Genomic DNA, 18693 nt, shown 5'->3' with positions numbered 1-18693 from the left:
CGCCCGAGGCGGAGGAGCCCGACGGCGTCACCGCCGACGCGGTCGCCCGGGTCGGCGTGGTCGGCAGCACCGGCGGGCTGCTGGCCGCCGCCCTGGTCGGCGGTTTCGCCTACCGCCGCACGCTGCAGCTGAACGGCCGCCCCCTCGGCCGGGCGCTGCCGCTGCCGTCCCGGCCCGCCAGCACGGTCCGGGCTGCCCTGGCCCAGCACCAGGAGTCGCAGTCGCTGGAGCACCTGCTGTGGGTGCAGCGCCGGGTCGCGGCCCACTGCGCCAGCCGGCGCGAACCGGTCCCCCCGCTCACGAACGCGGTGGTCGCCCCCGACGCCATCACCCTGGTCCACCGCGGATTCCTCCCGGCACCGTCGGGCTTCGGGAGCACCAGTGAGCTCCGGCCCGGGGCCGACGGCCCGTCGCGCCGAACGACCTGGACGCTCACCGTCGAGGACTGGCAGGCGCACCGCCACGAGCTCGCCGAGGACGCCACCGCCGTGGCCTGGCCCAGCCTCGTCTCCCTCGGGCGCACCGACCGCGGGCACCTGCTGGTCTCGCTCACCGACCTCGGCCTGACCACCCTCGCGGCCGACGACCCGGAGCTGCTCCGCGCCGCCGGCACCGCCGTGCTGATGGAGCTCGCCTGCAACCCGTGGGCCGACCAGCTGACCACCACGGTGCTCGGAGCCGAGGCCGCCGAGTTCGCCCACGCCGCCGACCTCAGCGGCGTCCACGCCGCCACCGGCCTGGACGAGGAGCTCGACCGACTGGAACGACGCTGGCGCGCCCAGCAGCAGCGGCCCGGCGTCCTCGCCCTGCACCGGTTCGAGCCCGACGCCGACACCGCCTGGACACCGGAGGTGCTGGTCCTCGCCGCTCCACCCACCGACGTCCAGCGGGAGCGGCTGCACGGGCTGGTGCTCGAGGGCGCCCCGGTAGGCGCGGTGCTGGCGGACCCGGCCGGGACGCCGGTCGGGCCGGGTCTGGCCCGCCTGCACCTGCGGCAGGAGCGGGCGCGGCTGGAGACCGCCGACGACCCCGTGGTCGAGCTGGTCCCGCAGCTGGTCGGGGCCGAGGTGCGTGAGGCGGTGCTCGAGCTGATGCGGGTGAGCGGGTCCACCGCGACCACGCCGGCGTCGTGGTGGGGACCGGCCACCGAGGCGGACGTCGACCCGGCCGCGGACGAGGACCGGACGGTGGTGCGGCTGCCGGGGAGGGGCTCGCAGGAGAAGGAGGACGATGTGCCCACCAGCGGCGGCGACGCCGGTGCGACCAGGCCGCCCACGGTGCTGATGCTCGGCGTGGTCGAGCTGACCGGCGCCCGGGGCACCCCGCCGACGCGGGCGGTCAAGCAGTGCATCGAGTACTGCGCGTGGCTGTTGGAGCACCCTGGTCGGACGGCGCCGGCGATGGCGTCCTCGCTGGTGGTGGCCGAGGGCACCCGACGCTCCAACATGAGCCGGCTGCGCACCTGGCTCGGCGCCGACGAGGACGGCGAGCCCTACCTGCCCGACGCCTACTCGGGACGGATCTCGCTGCACCCGGCGGTCGGGTCGGACTGGGACGAGCTGCAGGTGCTGGTCGCCGGTGGCGTCCCGCAGGCCCGGACGGACGCCTTGGTCACCGCGCTGAGGATGGTGCGCGGCGCGCCGCTGGCCGACGCCGCCCCCGGCCAGTGGGGGTGGGCGGAGGAGCTGCGGGTGCAGATGCTGTGCACCATCAGGGACATCGCCCTCGTGCTCACCGACCGGGCGCTGGAGGCCGGCGACCTCGACCTCGCCCGCTGGGCGGCGGCGCGCGCGCTGACCGTGTGCCCCGACGACGAGCGGCTGCTGGTGGCGCGGCTGCGCACCGAGCACCGCGCCGGGCACCGTGCCGAGGTGGAACGGATCGCCCGACGGCTCACCCGCTCGGCCCGGGTGCTCGGCGTGGACCTCGACGGGGACACCGTCCGGGTGCTGCAGGAGGTGCTCGAGGGTCGGCACCGGGCACGGGAGGCCTGAGCGTGGCCGTTCCTGGAGCCGGAGTCGGAGTCGTCGGCTCGTCGCCGACGCGGGTGGGCGCCGATGTCGAGAGGATGGCGCCCATGACCCTCACCCCCGAGCTCGACCGTCTGGTCGCCCGCAGCCAGCGGGAGTACCGCATCCCCAGCCTCACCCTCGCCGTCACCCGCGCCGGGGAGGTGGTCGCCACCGCCAGCGCCGGCACCGTCGACGGCCGCCGCGGCAGCGAGCCGACCGGCGCCGACACCCAGTACCGGATCGGCTCCATCTCCAAGACCTTCACCGCCGCGCTGGTGCTCCGTCTCCGCGACGAGGGCGTGCTGGCGGTCGAGGACCGGCTCGAGCAGCACCTGCCCGGCACGGCGATCGGCGAGGTCACCCTGGCCCAGCTGCTCAGCCACACCTCCGGGCTGCGCGCCGAGACCGACGCGCCCTGGTGGGAGCGGACCGAGGGCTACCCCTTCGAGCAGCTCGCCCCCCAGCTGCGCCGGGTGCTGCCGGCAGGGGAGCGCCTGCACTACTCCAACGTCGGCTTCGCCGTGCTGGCCGAGGTGGTGGCCCGCCACCGCGGCACCAGCTGGGAGGAGTCGGTGCGCACCGAGCTGCTCGAGCCGCTCGGGCTCACCCGCACCACCGTCCGCCCGACCGCCCCCCACGCCACCGGGCTGGCCCGGCACCCGCACGCCGACCTGCTGCTCACCGAACCCGAGCACCACCACCACTCGATGGCCGCCGCCGGCCAGCTGTGGTCCACCGTCGGCGACCTCGCGGTGTGGGGGGAGTTCCTGCGCTTCGGCCACCCCGACGTCCTGGCCGCCGAGACGCTGGCCGCGATGCGGCTGCCGCGCGGGTTCAGCGACCTGCCCGGGCAGACCTGGGGCAGCGCCTTCGGGCTCGGCATCCAGGTGACCAACCTCGACGGCCGCCGCCGGATCGGCCACGGCGGCTCGATGCCGGGGTTCCTCGCCAACCTCCAGGTCGACGTCGAGAGCGGCCTCGGCGTCGTCGTCCTCACCAACACCACCAGCGGGATGCCGCCCACCCTCGGCACCGACGTGTGGTCGCTCGTCGACCAGCACCTGCCTCCCGCGGCCGAGCCCTGGTACGCCGACGACACCCAGGCCGATCTGCTCGACCTCACCGGCACCTGGTACTGGGGGCCGGCGCCCTACGTCCTCGCGCTGCGCGCCGACGGCTGGCTCACCCTCGACCCGGTCGGCGCCGGCCGCGCCTCGGGGTTCCGCCCCGACGGCACCGACGCCTGGGTCGGCACCAGCGGCTACTACGCCGGCGAGCGGCTGCAGGTGGTGCGCCGCGACGGCGTCCCGCACCACCTCGACCTCGCCTCGTTCCGCTTCACCCGCACCCCCTACGACCCCGAGGCCGACCTCCCCGGCGGCGACACCGGCCCCTGGGGCTGACCGTCGCGGTGGCTGTCCCTCGGACGCGCGGCAGAATCCGCGGTCCTAGACAACCTTAGAAAGACCGAGAGCGGCTAGAGAGACCCTCTGCTGGCGCCTGGTCAGGGCGGTCCGCGGCACCGGCACCGGCCGAGCCATCGGGTCGGGCAGTGTTCACGCGCGCGCCACCCGACGCTCCCCGGGAGTCCGTGGGAGGTGCCTAGCGTGCGGGCGCACCCTCGTCCCCGAACCGGAGGTCCCCTCGTGCCCACCGCCCGCCGGCGCCGTCACGTGCCACTGCTGCTGCTCACCGTCACCCTCACCACCGGCATCCTCGTCACTCCCGCGGCCGTCGCCGAGACCACCGCCCGCACCCCCGCCACCCCGCCGGTGGAGTGGCGCGAGGGCTTCGACTCCGTCGAGCTCGGTCCGCGCGTGAACGACCCCGGCATCGCCGAGGGCGAGCTCGGCTTCACCCACGACGGCCCGCGCGGCTGGACGGTCGAGAACGGTGCCGACCTCGCCGAGGGCGGGGTCGAGGAGTGGCGCGGCTGGAGCTTCACCACCCGCGACTTCTGGGTCGACGCCGAGGACCAGATGCGCCACCGGTTCGCCCGCTCCCTCGACGTCATCGCCGTCGCCGACTCCGACGAGTACGACGACGCCGACAGCCGTCCGCACACCTTCGACACCACCCTGGTCTCGCCCGAGGTGCGGGTGCACCGCCAGCGCGAGCTGGTGCTCGGCTTCGACAGCCACTACCGCGCCTGGCCCGGGCAGTCCGCCACCCTGACCGTCGAGTACGACCGCAGCGGGGAGCAGATCGAGCTGCTCGACATCGCCGACGTCGCCGCCGAGCACGGCGACGGCCGCGTGCTCAACGGCCACGAGGACGTCCGGATCCAGGTGCCCGAGGGCGCCGGCCGGGCCGTCTTCCGCTGGCGCTTCACCGCCGACCGCAACAGCTGGTACTGGGCCATCGACAACGTCCACCTGCGCAAGGCCCAGGCCGCCGTCACCGCCGAGGACGCCGCCGCCTCGCTGTGGGTGGTCAGCGACATCCAGGGCCACCCCGGCGACCTCTCCCACGGGATCACCGACCTGCACGCGCTGCGCCCCGACGCCGGCGCGCTGCTGATGGTCGGCGACCAGGTCAACAGCGGTGCCCAGTGGGAGTGGGACGAGATCTACGACGTCCTCGACGAGCGGGCCGACCTGCTGCCCGAGCAACGCATCGCCGCCATCGGCAACCACGAGCGCTACGCCGCCGGCGGCTGGCCCGTCCTGCGCGACCGCTTCCTCGCCTTCGCCCAGCGCGACCAGGTGTGGGGCGAGTACGTCGTCGAGGGCGAGGGCGACGTCGAGGTGCCGGTGCTGGTGCTCGGCCAGGACGCCGCCGGGCCCACCGACGTCCCGATCAGCCAGGAGCAGCTGGACTGGTTCCGCGGGCGCCTCGAGCACTGGACGCGTCAGCAGCGTCAGGTGCTCGTGCTCACCCACTTCCCGCTCGGTGACACCGTCTCGGCCAGCTGGATCCCGTGGTACTCCGAGCACCACCAGCGCAACGACGAGCTGACCGCGCTGCTGGGTGAGCACCCCAACGCGGTCGTGCTCAGCGGCCACACCCACTACCCGGTCGAGCTCGGCGACTGGGCCGTCCAGCGCCGCACCGAGGGCGGCCACCCCGACGGCTTCTGGGCGGTCAACACCGCCGCCATGCACGTCGAGTGGGACGCCCGCGGCGAGAACACCCAGGGCATCACCGAGGTCGTCACCCGCGACATCAACCGCGGCCTCACCGTCGACGCCTACCGCGACCGCCTCGTCATCCGCGCCCACGACTTCGGCGTGCCCGGCGCCGATGGCACCAACGAGGTCAACGAGCAGCTGCGCGAGGTCGAGATCCCGAGCCCGTTCCCGCGCCGCAGCGGTCTGCTGCCCCGCTGACGCCAACCCCCACCTCCCGGTTCGAGGTGATGACGGGCGCCATGACGCGCCGCATCACCTCGATCCGGACGGGGAGTCGCCCCACTCCGCCGCGTTCGAGGTATCCGCGGACGCCCGCAGGCGCGCGATCACCTCGAACCGGAGGGCTCGGGGTCGGGGGCGCGGCGGCCGCCGAGGTGCTCGGCGAAGTGGCGCTCCATGGCACGGTGCAGCAGGATCCTGTTCTCGGGGTTGGCGAAGCCGTGCCCCTCGTCCTCGGCCACGATGTACTCCACCGGGACGCCGCGTTCGCGGAGCGAGGCGACGATGTTGTCCGACTCCGCCTGCACCACCCGGACGTCGTTCGCGCCCTGGGCCACCAGCAGCGGGGTGCGGATCTTGTCCACCATGGTGATCGGCGAGCGGGCCAGCATGTCGGCCTCCTGCTCCGCGACGTCCGGGTCGCCGACGTAGCGGTACCAGCTGTTGGCCATGTACGGCCGGGTGAACGGCGGCAGCGTCCGCATGAAGTTGGCCAGGTCGGAGATCCCGACGTAGTCCACCGCGGCGGCGAAGAAGTCCGGCGTGACGGTGACCCCCACCAGGGCGGCGTACCCGCCGTAGGACGCGCCGTAGATGCCGATCCGGTCCGGGTCGGCGTAGCCCTGCTCCACCGCCCAGGTGGCGGCGTCGATCAGGTCGTCGTGCATCGCCCCGCCGAACTCGCCGATCGCGCTGACGGTGTGCCGGCGCCCGTAGCCCACGGAGCCGCGGAAGTTGACCTGCAGCACCGCGTAGCCGCGGTTGGCCAGGAACTGCGCCAGCGAGCTGTAGCCCCAGAAGTCGTAGGCCCAGGGCCCACCGTGCACCGCGAGCACCAGCGGCAGGCCCTTCGGCTCCACCCCGACGGGCAGCGTCAGATAGGACGGCAGCGCCAACCCGTCCCGAGCGGTGATGGTGACCGGCTCCATCGGTGCCAGCACCTCGGGGTCGAGGTGGCTGAAGGCGCGGAACAGCATGCGGCTCTTCCCGGTCGCATGGTCGTAGAAGAAGGCCTCGCCCGGTCGGCGGTCGTGGACGAAGGTGGCGACCCAGCGCTGGCCGGACTCGTCGGAGGAGAGGGTGCCCAGCACCCCGTCCGACAGCTTCGCCAGTGCGGCGTAGACCTCCTCGAAGTGCGGGGCGATCACCTTGATGATCGGCCGGCCCCCCACGAAGCGGACCGCCAGCATCTCCCCGTCGCCGCGTCGGGTGTAGACCGTCGGCGGCAGCAGCCCGGGGGCCATCGCGCCGAGGACGTCGAGGTCGTGCCCCTCGAGCGCCGAGACGACCGTCTGCTCCCCGGACTGGTGGTCCACGCTCACCAGGCGCAGGTCGTCGGAGCCGCCGTAGAGGCCCAGCAGCAGCCCGCGGCCGTCCGGCGTCACCTGCTGGGGCTGGACGCCGACCGGGTACTCCGCGCCGCCGACGGTGAGCAGCACCCGGCTCCCGCCGTCGGGGTCGAGGGCGGTGAACTCGTAGCTGCCCTCCTCGGTCAGCCGCGAGCTGAACACCGGCCGGCCCTGCAGGTCGAACAGGATGCTCTTGGTCGGGTCGTCGATCTCCGCGTGCACGGTCGCCTCACCGGTGGCGAGGTCGAGCGTGAAGGTGTCGATGAACATCGGGCGCCGGTTCATCGTCACCAGCAGCGTGCCCGGCTCTCCGGGCAGCGTCTCCATGCCGAAGACCCGGGAGCCCGGCTCCAGCGGGGTGAGGTCGACCGCCGGCTCCTCCGGGGCCTCGAGGTCGACCCGGTACAGGTGCCAGTCCTCGTTGCCGTCGGTGTCCTGCAGGTAGACCAGCCAGCGCGGGTCGTCGGTCCACTGGTAGGTGCTGATCCCTCGCCGGGTGTCGTCGGTGACGCAGACGGCGTCCTCGTGCTCCTGCTCGATGCCGCGCACCCACACCTGGTTGCGGCCGTGGCGCGGGGCCAGGTAGGCCAGCCGCGTGCCGTCCGGGGAGATCTGGGGGTTGGCGAACTCGGGGTCGGCGAAGAAGTCCTCGACGTCGATCAGCTCCGGCAGGGCGCCCGGGCCCGGCACCTCGGTCATGCTCTGGTCCTCCCAGCGGTCGTCCGGCGCCCGGTCGGGCGCCCGTCACGAACCACTGCACACCGTGCCGTAGGGACAGGGTCAAGGGCGGGTTCCCAGGGCCCTTCGTCGGGCTCAGGGCGCTGGGGGTCGGGCTGAGGGCGTTGGGGTCGGGCTCAGGGAACCGGCGGTCGGTACAGGTGCTGGGAACGGCGGTCAGAACAGGCTCTGCTTGGCCACCCGGCGGGCCAGCCAGTTGGCCAGCAGGATGAGCACCAGCGAGATCACCGACTTGAACAGCCCGATCGCCGTCGCGTAGGAGTACTGCGGGATCTGGGAGTTGAACGCCACCTGGAAGGAGTAGGTGTCGATCACCTGCGAGACCGAGGTGTTGAGCGGGGTCTGCATCAGCAGCACCTTCTCGAACCCGGTGGTGAGGATCTGGCCCATGTTGAGGATCAGCAGGGTGATCGTCACCGGCAGGATGCTCGGCAGGTCGATGTGCCACATCCGTCTCAGCACGCCCGCGCCGTCCACCCGCGCCGCCTCGTGCAGCTCCGGGTCGACGCCGGCCAGCGCGGCCAGGTAGATGATTGCGGAGTAGCCCAACGTCTGCCAGGCCCCTGACCACACGTAGGTGTGGCGGAACATGTCCGGGCCCAGGAAGTCGATCGGCTGCCCGGTCAGCTCGCGGATCGGCACGTTGACGATCCCGGTGTTCGGCGAGAACAGCATCAGCACGATGCCGACCAGCACCACCACCGAGATGAAGTACGGCGCGTAGGTGATCATCTGCACCGTCTTGCGGAACTTGCTGCTGCGCACCTGGTTGAGCAGCAGCGCCAGGATGATCGGCAGCGGGAACAGGGCCACCAGCGCGTACAGGTTGAGCACGATGGTGTTCCACAGCACCGGCCAGAACAGGTAGGAGCTGACGAACTGCTCGACGTACTTGAACCCGGCCCAGGGGCTGCCGGTGATGCCCTTGGTGAGGTTGAAGTCCTTGAACGCCAGCTGCAGCCCGTACATCGGCCAGTACAGGAAGAGCACGCAGTAGACGACCGGCGGGATGAGCAGGACGTACAGCTGCCAGCTCCGGCGCAGCCGGGTGCCCAGGCTGGTGGACCGGCGGCGCTCCGGCGCCCCGGACGGCTCCAGCGCCTCCGCCGTCGTCCGCTCGACGCCGGTGAGCACCCGGCGGGTGACCTGCTGCGGCGCGCTCACTTGAGCGATCCGATCAGCGCGCCCTTGACGAAGTGCTTCTGCACGAACGGGTAGGCGATGAGCGGTGGGATCATCGCGATGACGATCATCGCGTACTTCAGCTTGTCGAACAGCTCACGTCTCTTGATGATCTCCGAGACGTCGCCGCCGCCGATCATCGCCGGGTTCACCTGGCTCTGCGCCAGCAGCTCACGCAGCACCAGCTGGATCGGGGCCAGGTCCGGGGAGTTGGTGTAGAGGAACGCCGAGAACCAGCCGTTCCACTGCGCCAGGCCGTAGAACAGCAGGTTGACCGCGATGATCGGCTTGGACAGCGGCAGCGCCACCCGGAAGAAGAAGTTGAAGTCGCTGGCCCCGTCCACCCGGGCGGCCTCCAGCATCTCGTTGGGCACGTTCATCTTGTAGAAGGTCCTGGTGATGATGACGTTGAAGACGCTCATCGCGCCCGGCAGCAGGATCGCCCACCGGGTGTCCAGCAGCCCCATCTGGCGCACCACGATGTAGGTGGGCACGATGCCGGCCGAGACCAGCGTCGGGATGAGGAAGAAGAACGTCAGCGACTTGCGGAACGGCAGGTCGTCACGGGAGATGGCATAGCCCGCCAGCACCGTCAGCACCGTGCCGATGATCGCCCCGACCACGGTGTAGAAGACGGAGTTGACGAACCCGGTGATGAGGTTGGGCGAGGCCAGCACCGTCGAGTACGCCTCGGCGTTGAACCCGACCGGCCACAGGTAGACCTCCTGGTTGGCGATCGCCTCGGCGCTGGAGAACGACGCGCTGACCACGAAGATGAGCGGGTAGAGCACGAGGATCGTGAAGACGGACAGGATCGCCACGTTGACGACGTGGAAGGTCCGGTCGCCCGCGGTGTCCCGGATCTTCATCGGACGCCGCCCCGCTCGCCTCCGCGCCTCATGCGGGCCGGCTCTCGTAGGCGGTCTGGTGCGCCTGCAGGTAGGCGTCGATGCCCATCGCTGTGAACTGGTCGGTGTAGCTCTGCCAGTCGGCGTCGTTGTTCGGGTCCAGCTCACCGAGGCTGAACTGCGCCAGCCCGGTCTTCACCGCGGCGGTCACGGCCGTGGCGGTGTCGGCCACCGCGGCGGCGTCGGCGTCGGCGATGATCAGCGGCGGCAGCTGCATCTCCTTGGGCTGGGCGTAGGCCTCGTAGGCCTGACCCGCCTCGTACAGCCCGGCCTCGAAGGTCGGCGCGCTCGGGTCGACCTTCTCGCCGAGGCGGAAGTCCGAGGAGCGGTACATCACCGCGTACTGCCCCCAGGACTGGCCGGCCGGTGCCGGGAACAGCTTGTTGGCGAACAGCGAGCTCTTGCCGTTGATGCCCTTCCCGCTGTTGTCGAAGCTCCAGTTGTCGTCCTTGATGCCGGCGTAGGTCCACATGGTCGCCTCGAGATCCATCATGTGGTCGGTCCACTGCACGAGCAGCTCGGGGTTGGAACAGGCGGAGGTGATCTGCAGGGCGTCGGTGTAGTAGCCGTAGTAGTCCCAGCCGGTGTACTGCACCCCGGCCGGGCCCTTGAGCGGCGGCACCGCGACGTAGTCGCGCCAGGGCTCGTCCATGTCGAGGTTGATGGGGTTGAAGAACGAGCCCCACCAGTAGGCCCGGGCGAAGCCGACCAGGCCCTTGTTGCCGTTCTGCTGCAGCTCGGTGTCCTTCATCGAGAAGGCGGCTCGGGTGAGGGTGCCGTCCTGGCCCAGCTGGTGCAGGTAGCGCAGACCCTCCCGCCACTCCGGGGTGTTGGCCACGAACTCCACCGTGCCGCCGTTGAGCCGCAGCCAGCCACCGGTCCGGTTCCCGCCGGGGTTGCCGGGGTTGTAGGTGAACGCGTTCATGAAGTAGGTGTCGATCGGCGTCGACTCGGAGGAGGCGAAGGGCAGGAAGCCCGGCTTGCCCGAGGGGTTCTGGTTCTTGAACTCCAGCAGCAGCTCGCGCAGGTCGTCGGTGGTCTCCGGCATCGTCCCGCCGACCTTGTCCAGGTAGCTCTGCGAGATCCAGGCGCGGTTGTTCGACGAGCGGCAGTGGTAGCAGTCGTTGACGCCGAGCATCGTGTAGAGCTTGTTGTCGGTGCTGACCTTCAGCCCCCGCAGGTCGGGGTACTCCGCCATCGCCTGGCGGGTCATCGGCGCGTAGGTCTCGATGTAGTCGTCGAGGGCGACGAACAGGCCCTGCTGGCCGTACAGCGAGAGCTGGGCGGTGGTGAAGGGGATGCCGAGGAAGGCGTCGGGCAGGTCGCCGCTGGCCAGCATCGCGTTGATCTTGGTCATGTCGATGGAGCCGTCGGTGCCGCGGACCAGCACCGGCACGTACTCGATCTTCAGCCCGGTGCGCCGTTCCATCTCCGCCGAGGTCGCGTTGGTCGCCCAGTCGCCGACGTTGGTGGCGTCCTGGGGCACCACCACCCGGAACGTCGTGGTGCCGTCGCCGAACGGTGCCCGGTCGTGCGCCCGCGGCCCGATGTAGCCCTCGGGGTAGGTGATGTCGGTACGCGGCGGGCCGAGCTCGATCTTCGGCACGTCGTCGATCCCGGCCGGGGCGTTGGGGTCGTCGCCACCGCCGGAGCAGGCCGCCAGCGTCGGACCGACAGCCAGGGCGCCGAGGCCGACCGCGGATCCGCGGAGGAGGTTCCGCCGGCTCAGCTGGGAGGAGAAGACGTTCGGGGACATGGGCACTTCCTTGTGGCCAGGGTCGGACCGCTCCGACCTTTGCCTGGAAGCATCTGATGTTTGCCCGGAAAGATCAACCACTTGTGGTGAGAAGTTCTGGGCAGCACGATGGGGGTGGTCCCCACGCGCGACCGGTAGTCGACCGCGCCGTCATCAGTGCAGACGCCTCTGGCTTCGCACGGCCCCGAACGGCGTCCGGGAAAGGCGCCGGTGGGGTCTGGACGACGCCCGGACGACGTGCCAGCATGACGACCACCCGAAAGTGATCCGATGACTTGGCGCTGGCGTCCGCTCGATCGGATCGCCGGCCTGGCGCCGTGAGAGGACTGGCATCGATGCCCGAGGACCAGCAGTGGTTCACCCACGACCGTTTCGGCATGTTCGTGCACTGGGGGCTGTACAGCCTGCTGGCACGGCACGAGTGGGTGCAGAACCGGGAGCGGATCGAGCCCGAGCGCTACGAGAAGTACGCCGAGCGGTTCCTGGTGGACCGCTACGACCCGGTGAAGTGGGCCGAGGCCGCCAAGGGTGCTGGGATGAAGTACGTCGTGCTCACCACCAAGCACCACGAGGGTTTCTGCCTGTGGGACTCCGCGCTCACCGACTACAAGGCCACCAACACGCCGGCCGGACGTGATCTGGTCGCGGAGTTCGTCGAGGCGGTGCGCGGTGCGGGGCTCAAGGTCGGCTTCTACCACTCGGTGATCGACTGGCACCACCCGGACTTCCCGATCGACGACGTGCACCCGCTGCGCGACCACCCGGACGCGGAGAAGCTCAACGAGGGCCGCGACATCGCGAGGTACCGGGAGTACCTGCACGGCCAGGTGCGCGAGCTGCTGACGAGCTACGGCGAGATCTCCTACCTGTTCTACGACTTCTCCTACCCCGACGGCCGTCCGCCGGCCTTCCGCTTCCCGGGGAAGGGTCGCGAGGCGTGGGGATCGGAGGAGCTGATGGCGATGACGCGGGAGCTGCAGCCGGGGATCATCGTCAACGACCGCCTCGACATCCCCGGCGACCTCGTCACGCCGGAGCAGTACCAGCCGTCGGGGCCGATGCTGCGCGACGGCGAGCCGGTGGTGTGGGAGGCCTGCCAGACCATCAACGGCAGCTGGGGCTACGACCGGGACAACCTCGACGCCAAGCCGGTCGACCTGCTGATCCGGATGCTCGTCGACGGCGTGTCCAAGGGCGGCAACCTGCTGCTCAACGTCGGCCCCAACGGCCGCGGCGAGATCGACCCGCCGGACGTCGCCCGGCTGGCCGAGATCGGGCAGTGGATGGACCTGCACTCCGCGTCCATCTACGGCGCCGGGCCGTCGGAGTTCACCCCGCCGCCCGGAGCGGTCTACACCCAGCGCGGCGACCGGCTCTACCTGCACCTGCTGGCCTGGCCGATGCGGCACGTGCACCTGCCCGGGCTCGCCGGGAAGGTGGCCTACGCCCAGCTGATGAACGACGCCTCGGAGATCGCCTTCGCCGAGGCCGACCCGGACCAGGTGGCGCAGAACACCTCGATGGGCGGCCAGCCGGCGGGCACCGTCACCCTCACCCTGCCGATCCGCCCGCCGCAGGTCGCGCTGCCGGTGGTGGAGATCTTCCTGCAGTGAGCCGGGGCTAGCGGACAGGAACTGGCCGGAACCGGGTGTGGACTGGGGTCATCACCGACAGAGAGGACCCCGACCATGCCCGGCACCGTCGCTCCCAGCAGCTCCGAGCACACCCTGCTCGCCGACTACGTCGTCGCCCAGCTCGACGGCATCCGCAACGCCGGCTTCGGGCTGACCCCCGAGCAGCTGCGCGCCACCCCGACGGCCTCCACGCTCAGCATCGGCGGGCTGATGTCGCACGCGCACGCCACCGCGCTGGGCTGGCTGCAGCGCGCCGAGGCCGCCCCCGGGCGCTTCGCCGGGGACGCCGAGCAGACCGCGGAGGACTACGGCAGCGACTTCCTCGTCGGCGAGACCGACACCGCGGAGAGCTGGGACGCCCGGCTCGACGAGCTCGGCCGGCGGGTCCGTGAGGTCGTCCCGACCCTCGACCTGGACGCGTTCGTCCCGGTCCCCGACGACGCACCGTGGTGGCCCCAGGGGGTCGACGGCTGGTCGGTGCGCTGGGTGCTGCTCCACCTGGTGCAGGAGGTGGGCCGGCACGCCGGTCACGCCGACCTCATCCGCGAGAGCATCGACGGTGCCACCATGTACCAGCTCATGGGCACCCGTGACGGCTGGCCCGCCAGCGACTGGTTCACCCCCTGGACGCCGTCCGGAGCCTGAGGGGCGACCTGCGCCAGGAACAGGACGACGCCGGTGCGGAGAGCCGCACCGGCGTCGAACCTGTCAAGAAAGTCAAGGTCGGATCCGTCCTCGGGGGATAGACGGATCCGACAGGCATGACACTAACCGATCCGCACTTCCGCTGTCGACACGGCCCACGCGTGGACGCGGCCGGAGCCGCCGATTCGTCAAGTTCGTCACACCGCGGGGAGGGGGGCGCCCGGGACGACCGGCGGCCCCTTGACGCCGGCGGCGGCGAGCGTGGTCTGGCAGCGCTCGAGGATCTCCCGCTGCAGGGCCCACTGCGCGTTGGTCTTGGTCTTGCCCAGGATCCGGATCGTCATGGTGTTGCCGACGATGGAGTCGACCCCCACCACGGCCGGGTCCTCGATGATGTCCTCGGCGAACTGCTCCTCCCGGGCGACGTCGGCGACGGCGCCGCGGAGCAGCTCGATCACGCGGGCCGGGTCCTCGGTGGAGGCCACCGGGATGTCGACGATCGCGGTCGACCAGCCCTGCGACTGGTTGCCGATCCGGACGATCTCGCCGTTGCGGACGTACCAGACGACGCCGGTCGCATCACGCAGCCGGGTCACCCGCAGGGTGACCTCCTCCACCGTGCCGGTCGCCTCACCGGTGTCGATGAAGTCGCCCACCCCGTACTGGTCCTCGATGATCATGAAGATGCCGGCGAAGTAGTCCTTGACCAGGCTCTGGGCGCCGAAGCCGAGCGCGATGCCGCCGATCCCCGCCGAGGCCAGCAGCGGCCCGAGCGGCAGCCCGACCTCGCTCATGATGGTGAGCACGGTCAGCACCACGATGAGCGCGGTGCTGACGCTGCGCAGCAGCGAGCCCAGGGTCTCGGCGCGCTGCTTGTAGCGCTCGCTGCCGATGCCGGTGGTGTGCTTGAGCAGCCGGCCGCCCGGCGACTTCAGCGTGTGCCGCTCGCTGCGGCTGACCGCAGCCGCGACGATCCGGGTGATGGCCCGGGCCAGCAGCAGCCGCACCACCACCGCGGCGAGGAGGATCACGGCGATGGTGATGGCGGTGTCGGGCCAGACCAGGTTGAGGGCCTGGGGGATCGGGGGCACAGGCGTCTCCTCTCGGGTGGACGGGGAGGGGGAAGGGTCTCAGGCGGTGCCGGCCTGGCGTGCGCGGTAGGCCGCCACGTGCGTCCGGTTGGCGCAGCTGGTGTCGCAGTAGAGCCGGGAGCGGTTCTTGCTGAGGTCGAGCACGGGGTCGTCGCAGCCCTGACCGGAGCAGGTGCGCAGCCGGGACAGCTCACCGCTGCGGATGACGTCGGTGAACGCCATCGCCGTCTCCACCGCTATCCGGGTGGCCAGCGGCGCGTCGGGGGTGGTGGCGTGCAGGTGCCAGCTCCAGCTGTCGTGGCGGACCAGCTGCGGGGTGGCCCCGGCCTCGGCGAGCAGCCGGTTGGTCAGCGCCACCGCGTCGTCCTCCTCGGCCTCCCACAGCTCGCGCAGCACCGGGCGCAGGGCACGGACCTCGTCCAGCTCGGCCCGGGTGCGGGTGACGCGGCCGGTGTACTGCCAGCGTCGGACGAAGTCGGTCAGCTCGTCGAGCGTGCTCAGGGTGTCGGGGTCGCCGGCGGTGGTGATGAGGTCGGCCGCGCAGGCCAGCGCCACCTCGGTGTCGGCCGCGAAGATCGCCACGGCTCCCCTCCCCCGCTCATCGGTCGTGCTGCTCGTTCCGGACGCCTCCCGAGGCTAGCGCGACCGCGCCCCGCCACCAGCGCCGTGACGCAGCCCACCCGCGGCGCACTCGTCAGGAGCGAAGCACCGTTGACCCATGACGTCCGAGCATTCTAGTGTCAGGAGCATGACTCCTTTGGCTCCTGACGCCGGGCGGTTGCGCGTCGGCTGGTGGGGCCCGGTCCGGATCGTGGAGGTGACCTGGTGAGTGCTGTGCCCCTGCCCGACGTCGGCACCGTCCCCGGAGCCCGGGCGCTCCACCGTCCGAGCCCGGCCAGCGCCGGTGCGCTGCTCGCCGTCCTCTCCGCCGCCGCGTTCTCCACCTCCGGCGCCTTCGCCGCCGCGCTGCTGGCCAGCGGCTGGACGCCCGGTGCCCTGGTCACCGTCCGGCTCGCCCTCGGCGGGCTGGCCCTGCTCGGGCCGGCGCTGTGGCAGCTGCGCGGCCGGTTCGGGCTGCTGCGCACCCGCTGGCCGCGGATCGTCCTCTACGGCGCGGTCACCATGGCTGCCTGCCAGCTCTGCTACTTCTACGCCGTCAGCCGGCTCTCGGTCGGGGTGGCGCTGCTGCTGGAGTACACCGCGCCGGTGCTCATCGTCGCCCTGGTGTGGGCGCGCACCCGCCGGCGTCCGGGGTGGCTGCGGCTGGCCGGCGCAGGCGTGGCGATGGGCGGTCTGGTGCTGGTCCTCGACGTCTTCGCCGGGATGCGGCTCGACCCGGTCGGCGTCCTGTTCGGGCTGGGGGCGGCGGTGACCCTCGCGGCCTACTTCCTGATGTCGGGACGCACCGACGACGGGCTGCCGCCGCTGGTGCTGGCCGCCGGCGGACTGCTGAGCGCGGCCGTGGTGCTCGGCGCGGTCGGCGCGGTCGGGCTGCTGCCGTTCGCCTGGTCGTCGGAGCCGGTGGTGCTGGTGGGGGTCGCGACCAGCCCGCTGGTGCCGCTGCTGGGCATCTCGCTGGTGGCCGCCGCGCTCGCCTACGCCACCGGCATCGCAGCGACCCGACGGCTCGGCGCCCCGCTCGCCTCGTTCGTGGGGCTGTTCGAGGTGGTCTTCGCCGTCGCGGTGGCGTGGCTGTTCGTCGGGCAGCTGCCGACCGGGGGTCAGCTGGTCGGCGGGGCGGTGATCATGCTGGGCGTGGTGGCGGTGAAGCTGGACGAGGTGCTCTCGGCCCGCCGCCTTCGCGCCAGGTCGACCCGGTCGTCCCTGGTGGAGGAACGCTCAGCCACCGGCGTCTGAGCGTCCGGGCCCGGGCTTCGACAGGCTCAGCCCGTTGGGGTGGCGTCAGTCGGACCGTTCCGATCCGCGTGGACCCGACCCCAGCGCCCTGAGCCTGTCGAAGGGCGGGAACGCTCGGGCTTCGACAGGCTCAGCCCGTTGTGGTCACCCTCTCCGCGGAGTCGACCCCAGCGCCCTGAGCTTGTCGAAGGGCGGGAAGGCTCGGGCTTCGACAGGCTCAGCCCGTTGTGGTCACCCTCTCCGCGGAGTCGACCCCAGCGCCCTGAGCCTGTCGAAGGGCGAGCGGACGGTCCGCCGTCAGCGGAGGCCCTGCTGGTCGAGCCAGGCGCGGGCGCGCCGCCTGGAGGCCTGGGAGAGCCAGGCGTCGGCGACCAGCTCGAACACCTCCTGCCGGCTGAACCGGCCGACATCGCATCCGCGCAGCAGCACCGAGCGGTGGCCGTCGAAGTGCGGGGTGGTGAACAGCGGCGTGCCGGGCTGGGCGAGCAGCACCTGCTTCTCCTCCTCCGAGGCCACCCACAGCACGATGACGTCGTCGTAGCGCTCACCCGTCTCCGGGTCGACGGCGTCGGGGCTCGGGGTGCGGAAGAACACGAAGGACTTCCCACCCACCTGGTAGACGGGGCGGTCGGTGTCCGCACGCTGCACCGTCACGTGCGGCATCGCCCCGGCGCAGCGGCGGAGGTCCTCCACCGTGGCCGGCCGGTCCTCAGCCACCGTGCCCGCCGTCCATCAGGCGGCGGACGTCCGCGGCGAGGACCACGTCGTGCGGCAGCCGGCGCAGGACGTCCGGGTCGGTGGGGGCGCCGGCGGCGGTGAGCGTGCGCGAGAGCATCGCCCAGTACATCGCCACCCCCTGCTCCTCCGTGTCGCCCGGCGCCGGCTCGTCCGGTCCGACGACCGTCCGGGCCGTCTCCTCCATCTCCTCGACGGGCACGCGCCTCCAGCCGCCACCACCCCAGCCGCGGTCGTCGAGCAGCACCACCTGATCACCGGTGTCGAGCACCGCCTCGAGGCGGGCCGAGACCGAGAAGCAGGTGGGGCTGGTCCTCTCGTCGGGGTCGACGTAGGTCACCAGTCGGATCGCGTGGGGCATACCCCATCTTCACCCGGCGGACCGGTCGGCGCGAGCGGGTTCAGCCCACCCCGGCTAGCGCCTCACCCAGCGGCGTCCGGGTGTGCAGGACGCGCCCCCCGGTGCGCCGGCTGTCGACCAGACCGGCGTCGCGCAGCACGCTGAGGTGGTGGGAGGCGGTGGAGACCGCCAGGTCGGTCAGCCGCGCGCACTCCGAGGTCGACAGCGGCTGCTGCAGCTCGAGCACCAGCTGTGCCCGCGCCGCCCCGAGCAGCGCGGTGAGCGCTGCCAGCGCGTCGGCGCCGTCACGGTGCCAGGTCTCCGACACCCCGTGCGCGGGGTAGAAGATCGTCGGCTGGGCGGGTTTCTCGGTGAGCACCGAGCAGCCGCGCGGGTTCATCATCACCGAGGGCACCAGCACCAGCCCGGTGCCGCCGCAGTCGACCACCTCCTCGTGGGCGCGCATCTGCACCTGCACCACCTCGTCGTCCCAGCTGACCGTCGAGTGCAGGGTGCTGGCCATCTCGGCGAGCCCGGCATCGCTCATCCGGCGGGCGCGGACCGCGACGTCGGCGCGCATCAGCCGGAGCAGCTGGGGCCAGACCGGCGCCAGCAGGGCGTCCCACACCTCCTGCCAGGCGGCGGCGATCCGGACGCGCGCCCGGTCGGGGTCGGCGAGCAGACTCCGCAGCTCGTCCTGGACCGTCCCGGTGGAGCGCAGCACCCGCTTGTGCAGGTCGACCTGCAGCCGCTCGGCGGGCACCTCCCGCAGCCGCGCCGCCTCCTCCTCCGGGGTCATGTCGCCCGACGGGGTGGCGGTGAGGAAGTCCGGCAGGTAGCCCTCGGCGCCCGCGACCACCGCCATCAGCCGGAAGGGTGCGGCCGGCGGCTTCGGCAGGGTCCGGAACCAGCCCCAGTGCAGCGGGGCGGTCTGCGGGTGCAGCAGCACGCGGATCGCGTGCACCAGCTCGTGACCAGGGGAGATGCCGAACCGGACGGCCGAGAGGTCGCTGGAGCCCAGCCGGAACTCGACCAGCTTTCGATGCACGTCGAAAGCGTAGTCAGCCCGGTGCTCCCGCGCCGAGGGTGGAGCCAT

At 72.0% G+C, this 18693-nt stretch carries 15 protein-coding genes; 6 read left to right on the top strand and 9 right to left on the bottom strand.

Features of this window, described 5'->3' with window-relative positions:
- The 3 genes from DVA66_RS02405 to DVA66_RS02395 form a co-directional block, all read left to right on the top strand.
- The coding region (locus DVA66_RS02405) for an AfsR/SARP family transcriptional regulator (RefSeq protein ID WP_198671410.1) at positions 1-1994 on the top strand (1994 nt) is incomplete at its 5' end.
- 83 nt (positions 1995-2077) lie between these two features.
- Positions 2078-3415, top strand: coding sequence for a serine hydrolase domain-containing protein (locus tag DVA66_RS02400; RefSeq protein WP_232821708.1), 1338 nt, complete (start codon positions 2078-2080; stop codon positions 3413-3415).
- A 243-nt stretch (positions 3416-3658) separates the two neighbouring features.
- Positions 3659-5341, top strand: coding sequence for a metallophosphoesterase (locus tag DVA66_RS02395; RefSeq protein WP_198671409.1), 1683 nt, complete (start codon positions 3659-3661; stop codon positions 5339-5341).
- A gap of 128 nt (positions 5342-5469) precedes the next feature.
- Here DVA66_RS02395 and DVA66_RS02390 read toward each other — a convergent pair whose 3' ends face one another.
- The 4 genes from DVA66_RS02390 to DVA66_RS02375 all read right to left on the bottom strand — a co-directional run bounded on the left by DVA66_RS02390 (position 5470) and on the right by DVA66_RS02375 (position 11295).
- Positions 5470-7410: a S9 family peptidase gene (locus DVA66_RS02390; protein ID WP_114558601.1), complete on the bottom strand. Its 1941-nt coding sequence runs from the start codon at positions 7408-7410 to the stop codon at positions 5470-5472.
- A gap of 195 nt (positions 7411-7605) precedes the next feature.
- Positions 7606-8613 carry an ABC transporter permease gene (locus tag DVA66_RS02385; protein ID WP_232821707.1) on the bottom strand — a complete coding sequence of 336 codons (1008 nt, stop codon included), beginning with the start codon at positions 8611-8613 and terminating at the stop codon, positions 7606-7608.
- Positions 8610-9500 carry a carbohydrate ABC transporter permease gene (locus DVA66_RS02380; RefSeq protein ID WP_114558600.1) on the bottom strand — a complete coding sequence of 297 codons (891 nt, stop codon included), beginning with the start codon at positions 9498-9500 and terminating at the stop codon, positions 8610-8612. Before DVA66_RS02380 ends, DVA66_RS02385 begins: the two co-directional genes overlap by 4 nt.
- Before the next feature lie 28 nt (positions 9501-9528).
- A complete protein-coding gene (locus DVA66_RS02375; RefSeq protein ID WP_114558599.1) occupies positions 9529-11295 on the bottom strand; it encodes a type 2 periplasmic-binding domain-containing protein in 1767 nt (588 codons plus the stop codon).
- A gap of 335 nt (positions 11296-11630) precedes the next feature.
- Here DVA66_RS02375 and DVA66_RS02370 point away from each other — a divergent pair, with 335 nt between their 5' ends.
- The gene (locus DVA66_RS02370) at positions 11631-12908 is read left to right on the top strand and encodes an alpha-L-fucosidase (RefSeq protein ID WP_114558598.1); all 1278 of its coding nucleotides are present in this window, start codon (positions 11631-11633) and stop codon (positions 12906-12908) included.
- A gap of 75 nt (positions 12909-12983) precedes the next feature.
- Entirely contained in the window at positions 12984-13574 is a 591-nt protein-coding gene (locus DVA66_RS02365) for a mycothiol transferase (RefSeq protein WP_114558597.1), read from the top strand.
- 197 nt (positions 13575-13771) lie between these two features.
- Here DVA66_RS02365 and DVA66_RS02360 read toward each other — a convergent pair whose 3' ends face one another.
- Entirely contained in the window at positions 13772-14665 is an 894-nt protein-coding gene (locus tag DVA66_RS02360) for a mechanosensitive ion channel family protein (protein ID WP_198671408.1), read from the bottom strand.
- Between the two features lie 39 nt (positions 14666-14704).
- Positions 14705-15247, bottom strand: a complete 543-nt coding sequence (locus DVA66_RS02355) for a CGNR zinc finger domain-containing protein (RefSeq protein WP_232821706.1) — start codon at positions 15245-15247, stop codon at positions 14705-14707.
- Between the two features lie 243 nt (positions 15248-15490).
- Here DVA66_RS02355 and DVA66_RS02350 point away from each other — a divergent pair, with 243 nt between their 5' ends.
- Positions 15491-16522: an EamA family transporter gene (locus DVA66_RS02350; RefSeq protein ID WP_232821705.1), complete on the top strand. Its 1032-nt coding sequence runs from the start codon at positions 15491-15493 to the stop codon at positions 16520-16522.
- Positions 16523-16819: 297 nt separating this feature from the next.
- Here DVA66_RS02350 and DVA66_RS02345 read toward each other — a convergent pair whose 3' ends face one another.
- The 3 genes from DVA66_RS02345 to DVA66_RS02335 are packed head-to-tail and all read right to left on the bottom strand — an operon-like array spanning position 16820 to position 18645.
- Entirely contained in the window at positions 16820-17239 is a 420-nt protein-coding gene (locus DVA66_RS02345) for an MmcQ/YjbR family DNA-binding protein (RefSeq protein WP_232821704.1), read from the bottom strand.
- Positions 17232-17618: a hypothetical protein gene (locus DVA66_RS02340; protein ID WP_114558596.1), complete on the bottom strand. Its 387-nt coding sequence runs from the start codon at positions 17616-17618 to the stop codon at positions 17232-17234. The genes DVA66_RS02345 and DVA66_RS02340 overlap by 8 nt, the downstream gene beginning before the upstream one ends.
- Before the next feature lie 40 nt (positions 17619-17658).
- Positions 17659-18645: a DUF5937 family protein gene (locus DVA66_RS02335; RefSeq protein WP_114558595.1), complete on the bottom strand. Its 987-nt coding sequence runs from the start codon at positions 18643-18645 to the stop codon at positions 17659-17661.
- Between the last annotated feature and the right edge of the window lie 48 nt (positions 18646-18693).

Source organism: Desertihabitans aurantiacus, from assembly GCF_003344635.1.
GTDB classification, from domain to species: Bacteria; Actinomycetota; Actinomycetes; order Propionibacteriales; family Propionibacteriaceae; genus Desertihabitans; species Desertihabitans aurantiacus.
The sequence above is the reverse complement of the archived record's forward strand: the minus strand, read 5'-3'. Positions and strand labels throughout refer to the sequence as shown.

Coding starts and splice junctions, on each gene's coding strand:
- DVA66_RS02370 (WP_114558598.1), top strand. CDS start 11,631: ATGCCCGAGGACCAGCAGTGGTTCACCCACGACCGTTTCGGCATGTTC.
- DVA66_RS02375 (WP_114558599.1), bottom strand. CDS start 11,295: ATGTCCCCGAACGTCTTCTCCTCCCAGCTGAGCCGGCGGAACCTCCTC.
- DVA66_RS02400 (WP_232821708.1), top strand. CDS start 2,078: ATGACCCTCACCCCCGAGCTCGACCGTCTGGTCGCCCGCAGCCAGCGG.
- DVA66_RS02390 (WP_114558601.1), bottom strand. CDS start 7,410: ATGACCGAGGTGCCGGGCCCGGGCGCCCTGCCGGAGCTGATCGACGTC.
- DVA66_RS02365 (WP_114558597.1), top strand. CDS start 12,984: ATGCCCGGCACCGTCGCTCCCAGCAGCTCCGAGCACACCCTGCTCGCC.
- DVA66_RS02340 (WP_114558596.1), bottom strand. CDS start 17,618: ATGCCCCACGCGATCCGACTGGTGACCTACGTCGACCCCGACGAGAGG.
- DVA66_RS02380 (WP_114558600.1), bottom strand. CDS start 9,500: ATGAAGATCCGGGACACCGCGGGCGACCGGACCTTCCACGTCGTCAAC.